Source organism: Duganella sp. GW821-FHT07G03, from assembly GCF_059418605.1.
In genome coordinates, this window is record NZ_JBWKQE010000010.1 from 58,339 (window position 1) to 71,571 (window position 13,233).

The window sequence follows — 13,233 nt, forward strand, 5'->3', positions numbered from 1 at the left end:
ACCTACGGAGACTCCATGACCCCGACCGCACCAGCAAGCGGGCATTCCTACCGGTTTGCCTTTGTGATGATCACCACGCTGTTTTTCATGTGGGGCTTCGTCCATAATCTCGACCCGATTCTGATACCGCACCTGCGCAAGTCCTTCAGCCTGACCGTGCTGCAATCGGCGCTGGTCGATTCGGCGGTGTTCATCGCCTACTTCGTGATGGCGCTGCCGGCCGGCCTGCTGATCCGCCGGGCCGGCTACAAGAACGCCATGCTGGCCGGACTGGCGCTGTTCGCCACCGGCGCGCTGCTGTTCATCCCGGCCGCCGACACCCAGCGCTACGTGTTCTTCCTCGGCGCGCTGTTCATCATCGCCTGCGGGCTGACCGTGCTGGAGACGGCGGCCAATCCCTACATCACGCTGCTGGGCCGTCCCGAGCAGGCCACCCAGCGCCTCAACCTGGCGCAGTCGTTCAACGGCCTGGCCGCCACACTGGCGCCCATCGTCGGCGCGCGCGCCATCCTGGTCGACGGCGCCAGCGACGCCCAGCTGCAGGCCATGTCCGACGGCGCGCGCCAGGCGTTGCTGGCGACGGAAGCTGCCAGCGTCAAGGCGCCGTACCTGGCGATCGCGCTGGTGATCATGGCCATCGCGCTGGTGTTCTATTTCCTCAAGCTGCCGGCCGCCGGCACCGCCGCGCAGGCCGCGCCGGCGCGCGGCGCCATCCTGCGGGCGCTGCGCCGGGCGTCGATCCGGCGCGCCGTCATCGCCCAGTTCTTCTACGTCGGCGCGCAGGTGTGCGTGTTCAGCTTTTTCATCCTGTATGCGTCCAGGGCGGCCGGCATCTCGCAGATCAAGGCGGCGGACTACCTGGGCTGGGGCTGCGGCGCTGCCTTCGTGATCGGCCGCTTCGCCGGCACCTGGCTGATGAAGTACATCGCGCCGGCGCGCCTGCTGCTGGTGTACGCGCTGGCCAGCGTGGCCTTGTCGGCGCTGGCGATGTTCGCCAGCGGCGCCGCCAGCCTGGCGGCGGTGATCGGCATCGCCTTCTTCATGTCCATCATGTTCCCCACCATTTTCTCGCTCGGCATCGGCAACGCCGGCGCCGACACCGAGATGGGCAGCAGCCTGATCGTCATGTCCATCGTCGGCGGCGCGGTGCTGCCGCTGCTGTTCGGCGTGATCAGCGACATGACGCATAACCTTCAATTCGGCTACGCCGCGCCGCTGCTGTGCTTCCTCGTGATCGCGTGGTTCGCGCGGGCGGCATTGCAGGAGGCGCGGCAGCCGGCCACCATCACCTCGACAGGGAGTATCGAAACATGTTTGAATTAAAAGGTAAACGAGCGGTCATCACCGGCGGCGGCAGCGGCATCGGCGCGGCCATTGCCGCGCTGTTCGCGCGCAGGGGCGCCGTGGTGCACATCCTCGACGTCAGCGAGGCCGCCGGCGCCGACGTGGCGGGTGTCATCCGCGAGGAGGGCGGCCAGGCCACGGCGCACGCCTGCGACGTGACGCGCCAGGCGCAGGTGCATGCGTTGTTCGAGCAGATCGGCGCGATCGACATCCTGATCAACAATGCCGGCATCGCCCACGTGGGCAAGGCCGACAGCACCAGCGAAGAAGATTTCGACCGCGTGATCAACGTCAACGTCAAGGGCGCCTACAACTGCCTGCACGCGGCGATACCGCTGCTGCGCCAGAACGGCGGCGGCGTGGTGCTCAACATGGCGTCGGTGGCGGCGTGGGTGGCGGTGCCGGAGCGTTTCGCCTATTCCACCGCCAAGGGCGCGGTGATGGCGATGACGCTGTCGGTGGCCAAGGATTACCTGCAGGACGGGATACGCTGCAATTCGATCTCGCCGGGGCGGGTGCACACGCCGTTCGTCGACGGTTTCCTGGCCAAGAACTATCCGGGCCAGGAGGCGGAAATGTTCGAGCGCCTGTCGAAGACGCAGCCGATCGGCCGCATGGCGCGGCCGGACGAGGTGGCGGCGCTGGCGCTGTACCTGTGCAGTGAAGAGGCCTCGTTCATCACCGGCGCCGACTATCCGATCGACGGCGGCTTCATCACGCTCAACGCCTGATCCGGCGCGGCGTCACTCCGGGTGCGCGCTGTTTTCCCGGAGGCGCAGCGCGCTGAGCATGGTGGAGCGGGACGAGTGCAGGTGGTTGCGCATGGCCGCCATCGCGGCCGGCACGTCGCCCTTGGCGAGCGGGCGCAGGATGGCCAGATGCTCCTGCACCGCGTATTGGTTGCGCGGCAGTTCGTCGCGCTTGTCCCACTGGTAGTGGTAGTGGTACACCATCGACACGGCGTCGTTCAGGTTTTCGGCGAAACGGTTGTCCAGCAGGCCGATCAGGAAGCTGTGGAACTCGCGGTCGAGCGCCGGAAATTCGACGTGGCTCTCGGCCGATTCCTTGCCTAGCGCTTCGTGGCGCGCCAGCAGCTCGCGCAGCCGGGCGAAGGCCGGATCGTCCGGCGCCAGGCCGGCGATGCGTTCGATCGCCTTCAGCTCGAACATCTCGCGCACCTCGCCTAACTCCTGGGCGAACTTGGTGTCGAACGCGCACAGGCGCCAGCTGCCGCGCGGGGTTTTTTCGATCAAGCCGTTGCGCGAGAAGCCGATCAGGAATTCGCGCACGGCGATGGTGCTCACGCCGGCCGCGCGCGACAGCTCGACCTCGGTGAACTCGGCGCCGGGCGGCAGGTCGCGTTCGTAGATGCGTTCCATCAGCACCTGCTGCAGCTGTTCGCTGGCGCTGTGCAGTTCGGCCACGTCGAAATAGTCGTCCGGTTTCGGCTTGCGCAGCAGGTGGCGCTGCTTCATGCCGGCGATCAGGCCATGCTCGACCAGATGGGCCAGCGCACCGCGCACCGCGGTGCGGCTGCTCTCGACGATCTCGGTCATCCGCATCTCGGTCGGCAGGGCGTCGCCCACCTTCAGGTGCTGGGCGGCGTGATCGAGCAGCAGGTTGATGCTGCGCCGGGTGGTGATGGGAAGCTTGGCCATGGTGTGCGGGCAAAGTAAAGACATGTCATTTTACCTTTTTATCGAGTCAAACAAGGAGTAGCAATGGAACGTATGGGCATGGTGATCGGGATAGAGCCCGGCAAGATCGACGAATACAAGGCCCTGCATGCGGCGGTGTGGCCGCAGGTGCTGGCCACGCTGGCGGCTGCGCACGTGCGCAACTACACGATCTTCCTGCGCGAGCCGGAGAATCTGCTGTTTGGCTACTGGGAATATCACGGCAGCGATTTCGACGCCGACATGCGCGCCGTGGCGGACGATCCGGAGACCCGGCGCTGGTGGACCTTCTGCGCACCGTGCCAGCGCCCGCTGGCAGTCCGCGCGGAAGGCGAACACTGGGCGATGATGCCGGCGGTGTTCCACGTCGATTGAACCTCGACGTGGCGGCTGCGCCGTTTAGGGCGCCAGCGACGGCACGGCCGCCGCCATTTCAAACCGGATCACGGTGTCGACCGGGTCCCGCTCGGCCGCCGGCACCTCGACCGACACGCCGCTGGCGCTCTGTTCGAATGGCACCTTGCGGCCATCCATGCGGGTCGCCGAGACGATGCGCTGCGCCAGCGGCGGCAGGTTCAGGCGCTGCTGCGGCCATGCCAGCACGTGCAGGTAGACGTCGCGGTCCTTGACGGTCGAGCCGTAGACGCTGTCCACCGGTTGATAGGGGCCGGGGCGGGTGTCCTGCAGGCTGGCGCCGTTGCGTTGCATCCACGCGCCCAGCGCGCGCAGGGTCGCCACCTGGTCCGGGGGAATGTCGCCGTCCGGGTCGGGGCTCATGTTGACCAGCACATTGCCGTTGCGTGTGGCCGCGTCCACCGCCAGCCGGATCACGCGCTCCGGCGCCAGCGCGCCGCCGCCCGGCGTGTAGCCCCAGGCCCGCAGCGACAGCGTGAACGTCTTTTCCCACGGCTTGGTCCGCACCGGACCGGTGATCGGCGCGTCGCCTTCCTCGGTGTCGAAATCGCCCTGCCAGCCGGAGCGCGGATTGATCACCGCCTTGGGCTGGTAGCCGCGCACCATCTTGTTGAGGACCTCGGGCTGCCAGAACCAGGCCGCGTCCGCGTCCGAGCCCTGGTGCGCCAGCCAGCCGCCGTCGTACCACAGCACGTCGACCTGGCCGTAGTTGGTCATCAGCTCGCGCACCTGGCCGTAGGCTTGCTGCTTCATCAGCGCGGCGTTGGCGGCCAGCTCGCGTGGCGCGAAATAGCCGGGGAAGCGCCAGTCCATCGGCGAATAATAAATGCCGACCTTGAGGCCCTGCGCCCGCGCCGCCCGCGTGTAGCCGGCGATGAAGTCGGTATGGGCCGCCGAACGCATGGCGTCGTAGCCGCCGTAGCTGGACGGGCTGTCGAACATCGCAAAGCCGTCGTGATGGCGCGCCGTCATCACCATGTAGCGCGCGCCCGCATCCTTGGCCAGCGCGGCCCAGCCCTCCGGCCGGAAATGGGCCGGGTGAAATTCCTGCGCCAGCCGCGCGTACCCGGCCGCCGGCACCTTGTCGTTGTGCATATGCCATTCACCCTTGCCGGGCAGCGCATACAGCCCCCAGTGGATGAAGATGCCGAGCTTGGCGTCGCGCCACCAGGCCATGTCCTGGGCGGACAGGCGCAGCTCCGGCGCCAGCGCGCCGGAATCGGCCAGCGACTTGGCGGCCGAGCGCTGCTCGTCGGTGAGGCCGGCCTGGGCGAACGCCGGCTGCGGCGGATGGGCCGCCATGCAGCAGGCGAGGGCGGTCAGCAATTGCAGGTAGTTGCGCTTCATAGTTTTCCATTCGGGATAAGGCCAGTCAACGGCCCATTCTGCCCATGCCTGTAGGGTGCGGCAATTGCAATATTCACCAAGGCCGTCAACAGAATTAACGAGCGCCGGCGGCCGGCGTTATGCAATTCACCAAGCGGCGTAATGAAATGTGCTAACGGCGCCGTCTACCATGCCGGATGCCTGGCTCCGGTGCTAGCATCCCGGCAATAATCAGACCAGGAGACCGTATCAATGCAGCACTTCCGCCCCACCTGCCTGGCGGCACTCGCCACGATCTGCCTGCCACTGTCGTCCGCATCGGCGGCCGACGCCGGCCATCCGGCGCCGCGCCGCATCGTGGTCGACGTGGCGCAGGCGCTCAAGCCGCTCGACCGCTTCTATGACCTGTCGGTCGGCTCCGACTACCCGGGCACGCTGCTGCGCGACGACAGCATGGCGCAGTTGCAGACCACGGTCGACGAACTCGGTTTCCGCTACCTGCGCTTCCACGCCATCTTCCACGATGTGCTGGGCACGGTGTGCATGGAGGACGGCAAGCTCGTCTACGATTGGACCAAGCTGGACCAGCTGTACGACCAGATGCTGGCGCGCCACATCAAGCCTTTCGTCGAGCTGGGCTTCACGCCCAAGGCGATGGCGACCTCGAACAACCAGGTCTTCTACTGGCAAGGCAACACCTCGCATCCCGATCCGGCCAAATGGAAGGACTTGATCGCGGCCTTCGTGCGCCACATCGAGCAGCGCTACGGCCAGGAGGAAGTGCGCAGCTGGTTCTTCGAAGTGTGGAACGAGCCCAACCTGGACGGCTTCTGGGAACACGCCGACCAGAAGGCGTATTTCGAACTGTACGACTTGACCGCCAACACCATCAAGGCCATCGATCCGGCGCTGCGCGTGGGCGGGCCGTCCACGGCGGGCGCCGCCTGGGTGCCGGAATTCCTCGACCACGTGGCCCATAGCGGCGCCGCCGTCGATTTCGTCACCACCCACACCTACGGCGTGGACGGCGGCTTCCTCGACGAAAAAGGCGAGGGTGACACCAAGCTGTCGGCGTCGCCGGACGCCGTGGTCGGCGACGTGCGGCGCGTGCGCGAGCAGATCACGGCGTCGAAATTCCCGAACCTGCCGCTGTACTTCACCGAGTGGAGCACCAGCTACACGCCGCGCGACCTGGTGCACGATTCCTACATCAGCTCGACGTACATCCTCAGCAAGCTCAAGGCCGCCAAGGGCCTGGTGCAGGGCATGAGCTACTGGACCTACAGCGACCTGTTCGAAGAGCCGGGTCCTCCGAGCAAGCCGTTCGAAGGCGGCTTCGGCCTGCTCAATCCGCAGGGCATCCGCAAGCCCGCGTATTTCGCCTACAAGTACCTGCACGCGCTGAGCGGCAACGAGATCCCGGTCGCCGACGCGCAGGTGATGGCGTCGTCGGACGGCCGCAAGGTGACGGCGGTGGTGTGGGACTTCCAGCAGCCGGAGCAGAAGGTCAGCAACCGGCCGTTCTACAGCCGCGTGGTGCCGTCGTCGCCGTCGGCGCCGCTGGCGGTGCGCATCAGCCACGTCAAGGCTGGCAAGTACCGCTTGCAGGTGCACCGCAGCGGCTTCCGCGCCAACGACGCCTACTCGGCCTACATCGAGATGGGCGCGCCGAAGACGCTGACCCCGGCCCAGGTCGAGCAGCTGCACGGGCTAACCCGCGACCTGCCCGAGACCGACCGCGTGATCCAGGTCGGCAACAGCGGCGCGGTCGATGTCAAGCTGCCGATGCGCAGCAACGACGTCGCCCTGGTGACGCTGACGCGGCAGGACTGAAGTAAGCTACCGCCTCCGGCAAGTCGCTTGTTGTTCCAGGCGGATCAGCATTTTAGCCCTGCGGCGGGCCCGGAATGGTTTTGGTGAAAAGGTCAAACTAGTCGTCGCCAAGGGGGGCGGATGACGAAGCGAGACCAGGTGGGGGATCCGTATTGATGAACTCCACGGGATTTGTTGATTTCAACTCGTAAGGAATGCGGACGTTCGGAGTAAAGAAGTCTTTTTTGTTGCGAGTGATGATGATTGCTCCGCGGAATAGGCCCGTGCCCATGATGATGGCGTCAGGCAGCGCGACTTTATGGCCCATTTGGATGCTCATCCTGCGGATCTCCATCGAAGCGATCATGATTGCTTCGTTCGTCTGAATGATCTCAAATCCAAAGGAATTCAGGAAGCCCAGCACTTCGTCGTAGTCGTCTCTGGTGCCGGCCATGACCTCCATCCAGGTGATCGCGCTAATGGCGGGCTCGTCCCAATATTCCAGCTCCTGGATTGCCGGCGGGTAGCCCTTAAGGGCGTCTATGAGTATGTTGGTGTCGAAAAGGACTAGCGCCATTCAGACCTCAACTCTAATTGATAGGCCAGGCCGTCGGCGGGAATATCGGTGCGGTTTGCCCAGATGCCGGCAACGCGCCGCAGAGCTTCCACGCGACGTTTGCGCGCTTGAGCAAGCGAGTCGTTCTTTGACGTGTCTTTTGTTGCCGAGTCGAGCGATTGCTCGTCTTCGTGGTGAATGAAGGCTGTCATGGCGCACCTCCTTGCCTGTCGATGTCAATTAGTGTAGCGCATTCCCTCGGGATCGTCATGAAGCCGTGAATTGTCGATATTGCAAGCTCAGCTCGGCCGTAAGATTTTAGTCTCCAGTCGATCGGTTTTCACTGGTAAGTATCGGGCGCCCCGCCGCAACGACGGGGCGCTTGCGCTGGCTGGACGTCAGTTGGCCGAGGTGCCGTAGATGATGCCGCGGCCGTTGGTGCCGATGTACACGGTGCCGAAGGTCTTCGGATCGCCGGTGATCACGTGGTTGGTGCCGTACCACTGGTGCTGGCTGTCATTGATGCGGACCCAGGTGTTGCCGCCGTCGGTCGAGCGGTGGATGCCCCACACGCCGGCCACCGTGCCTTCCACGTACATGGCCGGATAGCCGGCGCCGGGCGCCGCCTTGCCGAAGCCCAGCCCGGCCGCCTGCGTGACGCCGGGCGCCTTGACCCAGGCGCCCCAGCCGGAGGTGGTGGTGTGGTACAGGCCGTTGTAGGTGACCAGCCACAGGTCGCCGCCCAGCCCGGTCGGAGCGGTCAGCTGGTCGCCCCACGCGCCCAGGCCGGCGTTGGTGGTGGCCCAGGTCGCGCCCTTGTCGCTGCTGGTGTAGAAGGTCCCCGCGCTGCGGTCGTAGGCGTAGAACAGGTTGGGATTGTAGCCGTCGGCGACGATCTTCACGTTGTTCGGCAGCACGCCGATCAGCGAGTTCCACGAATAGGCGCTGTTGGTGGAGTAGGCCGGAGCCGTGTCCAGCGGCGCCCACAGGATGGCCGAGCCGTCGGCGTTCACCGCGACGTTGCCGCCGCCCTTGGTGGCGGTGCCGTTGCTGTTGAACGGACTCCAGCTGTAGCCGCCGTTCCACGAGATGGCGCCGTAGTGCTTGACGCTGTTGTAGCCGTCATACTCGACCCGCACCACGTAGTTGGAGTCGGCCTTGTTGTAGTCCATGCTGGTGAGCTGGGAGCAGGTCGGGCCGGAGAATTCCAGCGTGGGCGCGGTGGTCAGGCTGTAGTGGACGAAGCCGCACACGTCGGGACCGCCGCTGATCAGCGGTGTCGCGCCGTACTGGTTGGGCGGTGGCGAGATCAGCGCGTTGATCACGGTTTCCTCGATGCCGTTCTGGCCGTAGGCCCAGGCCGGATTGGACACGGTCACGTTGTTGCTCTCCATGATGCCGCCGCCGGAGGTGACGAAGGCATGGTTGAGGTTGAACGGATCGAGCACCGAGGCGGCCCAGTTGCCCGTGTTGTGGACGGTGCCGTACACCGTGTTCCACGGCGCCGCGCTGATGTCGAAAGTGGCGTTGGCGGTCAGGTCGGTCCAGGTGGCGCCGCCGTCGGTGGAGCGGTAGGCGGTCTCGCCCTGGCTGTCGTAACGGTCGATGGTGTTGACCATCAGCGTGCCCGGATGGTTCGGGTCCACCGACAGTCCGGAGAAGCCCCAGCTGTACTCGCCATTGGTGTTGTTGCTGCTCCACGGAGTGATGTAGGACCACTGGCTGTTGGCGATGTTGTACTTCCACACCTGGCCCTTGGTCAGGCCGTCCGGTCCGTAGTGCTCCCAGACTTTGCCGTCCTGGTCGGTGTCGGAGGTCCAGGCCGCGAACGTGATGTAGAGATTGCCGTCCGGACCGACCTGGCCGCGCTGCGGCTGCAGGCCGCCGGGGCCGCCCCAGATCGGCTGCCAGTTGTTGCCGCCATCGGTGCTCTTGTACAGCTTGGAGCCGGTCTGCTCGGCGGTCTTGGTGTTGATGCCGGCGAAGATGGTCGGGGTCGCGTGTCCCGCCGTGGTCGACGCTTTCTGGAAGGCGACAAAGGAGACGCCGGCGCCGCTGCCGTCGTTCGACAGCGCCGGGAAGCCGCTCACCTTGGACCAGCTGGTGCCGCCGTTGCTGCTCTTCCACAGGCCGTTGCTGCTGGCGTTGCCGGCGTAATTGCCGGTGCCATACAACAGCACCGAACCCAGGTTGGGGTCGACCATCAGGCGCTCGCCCACCTGCCGGCCGCCCTCGTTGCCGCCGGTCGAAAAGCCCAGCGGCACCTGCGTGAAGCTGGCGCCCTGGTTGCTCGATATCATGAGCACGGCACTGCTGCCGCTGTAGTAAATGCCGCCGACCACGTACAGTTTGTTGGGATCGCTGGGGTCGATGGCGATGGAGTCGATGCCGCTCATGTTGAACTGGGCGCCCGAGATCCAGTCATTGAGCGGGGTCCAGCTATGGCTGGCGGCGTTGTAGCGGTAGGCGCCGCCGACGTCGGTGCGGGCATAGAACAAACCCTGCTGGCCGGGATGGGCGATGATGCCGGGCACATAGCCGCTGCCGCCGATCTTGACGTTGTTCCAGCTATAGGCCGGTCCGGCCGCCTGCGCCGGCATGGTGATGAGCTTGGCGGCAAACAGCGCCAGCAGCAGCGCATTGGGTAGTAGTGTTTTTTTCATTTGTATCCTTTAGTCTCCAGTTGGCCAAGCGGGTACTGCCCCGCTGGATTTCAGTGTGCTCAATCCTTGCGCCCGCCGCAATAATGAAAAATGCCAAAGCCAAAGTGAAATTGGCGCGCCGTGTCGTGCGCTGGCAACAGGCGGGCGGAAGCCGCACGCCCCTGCGCTTTGCACCTGCATGTCGTTTGCCCATTTTCAGTTGTGGCTTTGATTCTTTTTGTAATTGCCGCATCAAGGTGCGACTTGCAGAATGAGCGCCATGACGTAACCCTCCGCGATGCGACAAGGGCAGGGCGGAGGTGGTGTTTGCGGCCAGTTGTTGGCCGTGAATTTGTGGTGGTACTAGGGAGACAGGTAAATGACAAACTTAAAAAAGACAGCAATTGCAGTTGGCGTGGCCCAGATGATCGTGATCGCCAGCGGCGCCGCGTTCGCGCAAACCGCGCCGGCGGCCAAAACCACGGGCGATGACAAGCCGCTGACCGTGGTCGTGTCCGGCCAGCGCGGCGCGCTGGAATCGGCCCAGAACATCAAGAAGAACGCCGACGAGATCCTCGATTCGGTGGTCGCCGACGACATCGGCAAGCTGCCCGACCGTTCGGTGACCGAGGTGCTGCAACGCATGCCGGGCGTGACCATCGACCGGACCATGAACCGGGTCGATCCGCAACAGGGCGTCGGCGACGGCATTGCCCACTTCGCCGCCGAAGGCACCGGCGTGTCGATCCGCGGCCTCGGTTCGGGCCAGGTGCGTTCGGAGTTCAACGGCCGCGATTCGTTCTCCGCCAACGGCGGCCGCTCGCTGAGCTTCGAGGACGTGCCGCCCGAGCTGATGGCCGGCGTCGACGTCTACAAGAACCCGTCCGCCGAGCAGATCGAAGGCGGCATCGGCGGCCTGGTCAACCTGCGCACCGCGCTGCCGTTCGATTCCAAGGGCCGCAAGTTCGCCCTGTCGACCGACGTCTCCGGTTCCTCGCTGCGCAAGAAGGTGTCGCCGCCGTCGCTGTCGGGCCTGTATTCGGATCGCTGGGAAACCGGCCTGGGCCAGGTCGGCCTGCTGATCGACCTGGCGCACTCGAAGATCGCCAGCCAGAGCGACAGCATGACGGTCAACCCTTATTTTTCGCGTAACGACCTGGTCGCCGGCGACAACAAGACGCGCTGGGTCACCCCTGGCGCGTCGTGGGGCTCGAACACCTACGAGCGCACCCGCGACGGCCTGTACGGCGCGCTGCAATGGAAGAAGGGCGACCTGATGTCCTACGTGACCTTCCTGCGCTCGAAGTACAAGATGCACACCGGCGAGAATTCCTTCTTCGTCGGCACTAACCCGGCCACGCTGTCGGTCGATCCGGGCGCCGTCTTCGACGACCGCGGCGCGCTGGTGTCCGGCACGCTGCACGACACCACCAGCGGCGGCCAGGGCTTCGGCACCGGCCTGGGCTTTGGCACCGATGCGCGCTCCAGCGGCCGCGATTCCGACACCCGCGACGTCTCCTGGTCCGGCACCTGGCGCGCCAGCGACGCCTGGACCATCAAGGCCGACCTGCAGCATGTGCAGGCAAAAACCGAAGGCTACGACAACACCATCGGCCTGGGCGGCTGGGTGCCGGGCCAGTCGGTGAGCCTGGGCGGCAGCTTGCCGTCGTTCACTTTCGACAAGACGTCGCAGGACTTCCTGGCCGATCCATCGCACTACTACTGGGGCTTCACCCAGGTGCACAAGGATGTGGCGACGGCCAAGATGAACACCGCGCGCATCGACGCCAAATACACCTTCGACAGCCCGGTGTTCAACGACCTGCGCTTCGGCCTGCGCGCCACCGAGCGTTCGTCGCTGACGCAGTCCACCCACGATTCGGAATGGACCCAGATCTCGCAGGGTTGGGCGGTCGGCTCGGCCTCGTGGCAGCCGCTGGCCAATTTCGCGGCCCTGAGCGATCCCCGTTTTGCCGGCAACAACAGCCTGTACAAGTTCAACAACTTCTTCGGCGGCACCGCGCCGATGCCGGCTTCGGTGATCATGCCTAACATGGCGCTGACCGGTTCGATCGATGCCATCAGCAAGCTGCACACCTACTACACGACGCTGTGCCAGGAGGCCAACGCCACCGGCCGCACCAACGACTGCAGCTGGAAGCTGCCGCCGTTTGGCGACGCCACCGGCCTGAACGAGCAGCGCGAACGCACCCAGGCGGCCTATGCGCAGCTGCGCTTCAGTCTGGACAAAGCGCCTTACCCGATCGACGGCAATGTCGGCGTGCGGGTGGTGCGCACCAACCCGGAATCGATCGGCTACGCGCTGTTCGATGCGCCGAAGAAGCCGCTGCAGCCGGGCGTGCCGGACATCCCAAGTTCGTCGGAGAAGCAGACCTTCGAGTATTCCTACGTCAAGGTATTGCCTAGCCTGAACCTGCGCATGAAGGTCAACGACGAGCTGCAATTCCGCATGGCGCTGTCGCGTGGCATGTCGCGGCCGGACTTCTACCAGCTGCAGGCCTACACGACGCTGAAGATGGATGTGAAAACCCATACGCCGCCGGGCCCGAATCAGCAGCCGGTGGTCGACTCGATCACCTACACCGGCGACTCGCGCGGCAACACCGCGCTGCGTCCGGTCATGGCGAACAATATCGACCTGACGGCCGAGTACTACTTCGGCCGCGCCAGTTCGGCGACGCTGGGCGTGTTCAGCAAGTATCTGAAGGACCTGGTCATCAACCAGACCGCGAGCCACCCGCTGACGGATGTCAACGGCAAGAGCTACGACTTTATGGTCAACGGTCCGGTCAACGGGATGGATGCGCGCATCAGCGGCCTGGAAGCGGGCTTCCAGACCTACTTCGACAAACTGCCTGGTCAGTGGTCCGGCCTCGGCGTGTCGGGCAACTTCACCTACATCAACAGCAGCACGACCTTCCACGACCCGGTGAATTCCAGCTGGTGCACGCCGAAGGATACGTTGCAGGCCAATCAGGTGCGCAACCTGCATGGCTGCGACACCGACGGCCGGGCGTTCGGCGACATGCCGCTGTCGGGCTTGTCGAAGACCTCGCTCAACCTGGCACTGTTGTATGACAAAGGTCCGCTGTCGATGCGCATGGCCTACAGCTGGCGCGACAAGTACCTGCAGTCGACCACCGCTTACGGCACGGCCGGCGGCGACGGCATCGACCGCAACCCTGCCAGTCCGAATGTCGGCGGCGCCTACTCGGTCAACTACGGTTTGCCGACCTGGGGCGGCGCGTATGGCCAGCTGGACTTCGGCTTCCAGTACAAGATCACCGAGAACCTGCGCATGGGCGCGCAGGTCGGCAATCTGACCAACGCGGTCTACAAGCAGTACATGCAACAGCAGATCGGCATGAAGCTGCGCTCGGCGTTCTACACCGGACGCACCTTCGGCGCGCAGCTGAACTACTCGTTCTAAGCGTTTGATCCA

General features: G+C 65.1%; 11 protein-coding genes. 6 read left to right on the forward strand and 5 right to left on the reverse strand.

All coding sequences use genetic code 11. From position 1 onward, the window contains the following. Nucleotides 1-15: 15 nt before the first annotated feature. Both fucP and AC07OK_RS15055 read left to right on the forward strand, forming a co-directional pair. Nucleotides 16-1,323 (forward strand): L-fucose:H+ symporter permease, encoded by a 1,308-nt coding sequence (gene fucP, locus AC07OK_RS15050; protein ID WP_494691064.1) that lies wholly within the window; start codon nucleotides 16-18, stop codon nucleotides 1,321-1,323. Beyond that, the gene (locus tag AC07OK_RS15055; protein WP_494691065.1) at nucleotides 1,311-2,075 is read left to right on the forward strand and encodes an SDR family NAD(P)-dependent oxidoreductase; all 765 of its coding nucleotides are present in this window, start codon (nucleotides 1,311-1,313) and stop codon (nucleotides 2,073-2,075) included. Before fucP ends, AC07OK_RS15055 begins: the two co-directional genes overlap by 13 nt. 12 nt (nucleotides 2,076-2,087) lie before the next feature. Here AC07OK_RS15055 and AC07OK_RS15060 read toward each other — a convergent pair whose 3' ends face one another. Further along, complete coding sequence (locus tag AC07OK_RS15060) at nucleotides 2,088-3,026, reverse strand: GntR family transcriptional regulator (RefSeq protein WP_494691066.1); 939 nt, start codon at nucleotides 3,024-3,026, stop codon at nucleotides 2,088-2,090. A gap of 39 nt (nucleotides 3,027-3,065) precedes the next feature. On the opposite strand from AC07OK_RS15060, the gene AC07OK_RS15065 reads away from it, so the two are divergent. Continuing rightward, on the forward strand, nucleotides 3,066-3,395 hold the full coding sequence (locus tag AC07OK_RS15065; RefSeq protein ID WP_494691067.1) for an L-rhamnose mutarotase: 330 nt from the start codon (nucleotides 3,066-3,068) through the stop codon (nucleotides 3,393-3,395). 24 nt (nucleotides 3,396-3,419) lie between these two features. Here AC07OK_RS15065 and AC07OK_RS15070 read toward each other — a convergent pair whose 3' ends face one another. Then, a complete protein-coding gene (locus tag AC07OK_RS15070) occupies nucleotides 3,420-4,781 on the reverse strand; it encodes an alpha-L-fucosidase (RefSeq protein ID WP_494691068.1) in 1,362 nt (453 codons plus the stop codon). 231 nt (nucleotides 4,782-5,012) lie between these two features. On the opposite strand from AC07OK_RS15070, the gene AC07OK_RS15075 reads away from it, so the two are divergent. Further along, the gene (locus tag AC07OK_RS15075; RefSeq protein WP_494691069.1) at nucleotides 5,013-6,593 is read left to right on the forward strand and encodes a GH39 family glycosyl hydrolase; all 1,581 of its coding nucleotides are present in this window, start codon (nucleotides 5,013-5,015) and stop codon (nucleotides 6,591-6,593) included. Between the two features lie 97 nt (nucleotides 6,594-6,690). On the opposite strand, the gene AC07OK_RS15080 is transcribed toward AC07OK_RS15075, so the two are convergent. From AC07OK_RS15080 to AC07OK_RS15090, 3 genes are all read right to left on the reverse strand, one after another. After that, nucleotides 6,691-7,149 (reverse strand): PIN domain-containing protein, encoded by a 459-nt coding sequence (locus AC07OK_RS15080; protein WP_494691070.1) that lies wholly within the window; start codon nucleotides 7,147-7,149, stop codon nucleotides 6,691-6,693. Next, nucleotides 7,140-7,340: a hypothetical protein gene (locus AC07OK_RS15085; RefSeq protein WP_494691071.1), complete on the reverse strand. Its 201-nt coding sequence runs from the start codon at nucleotides 7,338-7,340 to the stop codon at nucleotides 7,140-7,142. The genes AC07OK_RS15080 and AC07OK_RS15085 overlap by 10 nt, the downstream gene beginning before the upstream one ends. Before the next feature lie 186 nt (nucleotides 7,341-7,526). Next, nucleotides 7,527-9,791, reverse strand: a complete 2,265-nt coding sequence (locus tag AC07OK_RS15090) for a hypothetical protein (RefSeq protein ID WP_494691072.1) — start codon at nucleotides 9,789-9,791, stop codon at nucleotides 7,527-7,529. Between the two features lie 83 nt (nucleotides 9,792-9,874). Here AC07OK_RS15090 and AC07OK_RS15095 point away from each other — a divergent pair, with 83 nt between their 5' ends. After that, nucleotides 9,875-10,045, forward strand: coding sequence for a hypothetical protein (locus tag AC07OK_RS15095; protein WP_494691073.1), 171 nt, complete (start codon nucleotides 9,875-9,877; stop codon nucleotides 10,043-10,045). Between the two features lie 104 nt (nucleotides 10,046-10,149). Next, the gene (locus AC07OK_RS15100) at nucleotides 10,150-13,221 is read left to right on the forward strand and encodes a TonB-dependent receptor (protein WP_494691074.1); all 3,072 of its coding nucleotides are present in this window, start codon (nucleotides 10,150-10,152) and stop codon (nucleotides 13,219-13,221) included. Nucleotides 13,222-13,233: the final 12 nt, after the last annotated feature.

What these genes read in the sequence shown, in the direction of transcription:
- fucP (WP_494691064.1), top strand. Translation starts at nt 16, where the DNA reads ATGACCCCGACCGCACCAGCAAGCGGGCATTCCTACCGGTTTGCCTTT.
- AC07OK_RS15055 (WP_494691065.1), top strand. Translation starts at nt 1,311, where the DNA reads ATGTTTGAATTAAAAGGTAAACGAGCGGTCATCACCGGCGGCGGCAGC.
- AC07OK_RS15060 (WP_494691066.1), bottom strand. Translation starts at nt 3,026, where the DNA reads ATGTCTTTACTTTGCCCGCACACCATGGCCAAGCTTCCCATCACCACC.
- AC07OK_RS15065 (WP_494691067.1), top strand. Translation starts at nt 3,066, where the DNA reads ATGGAACGTATGGGCATGGTGATCGGGATAGAGCCCGGCAAGATCGAC.
- AC07OK_RS15070 (WP_494691068.1), bottom strand. Translation starts at nt 4,781, where the DNA reads ATGAAGCGCAACTACCTGCAATTGCTGACCGCCCTCGCCTGCTGCATG.
- AC07OK_RS15075 (WP_494691069.1), top strand. Translation starts at nt 5,013, where the DNA reads ATGCAGCACTTCCGCCCCACCTGCCTGGCGGCACTCGCCACGATCTGC.
- AC07OK_RS15080 (WP_494691070.1), bottom strand. Translation starts at nt 7,149, where the DNA reads ATGGCGCTAGTCCTTTTCGACACCAACATACTCATAGACGCCCTTAAG.
- AC07OK_RS15085 (WP_494691071.1), bottom strand. Translation starts at nt 7,340, where the DNA reads ATGACAGCCTTCATTCACCACGAAGACGAGCAATCGCTCGACTCGGCA.
- AC07OK_RS15090 (WP_494691072.1), bottom strand. Translation starts at nt 9,791, where the DNA reads ATGAAAAAAACACTACTACCCAATGCGCTGCTGCTGGCGCTGTTTGCC.
- AC07OK_RS15095 (WP_494691073.1), top strand. Translation starts at nt 9,875, where the DNA reads ATGAAAAATGCCAAAGCCAAAGTGAAATTGGCGCGCCGTGTCGTGCGC.
- AC07OK_RS15100 (WP_494691074.1), top strand. Translation starts at nt 10,150, where the DNA reads ATGACAAACTTAAAAAAGACAGCAATTGCAGTTGGCGTGGCCCAGATG.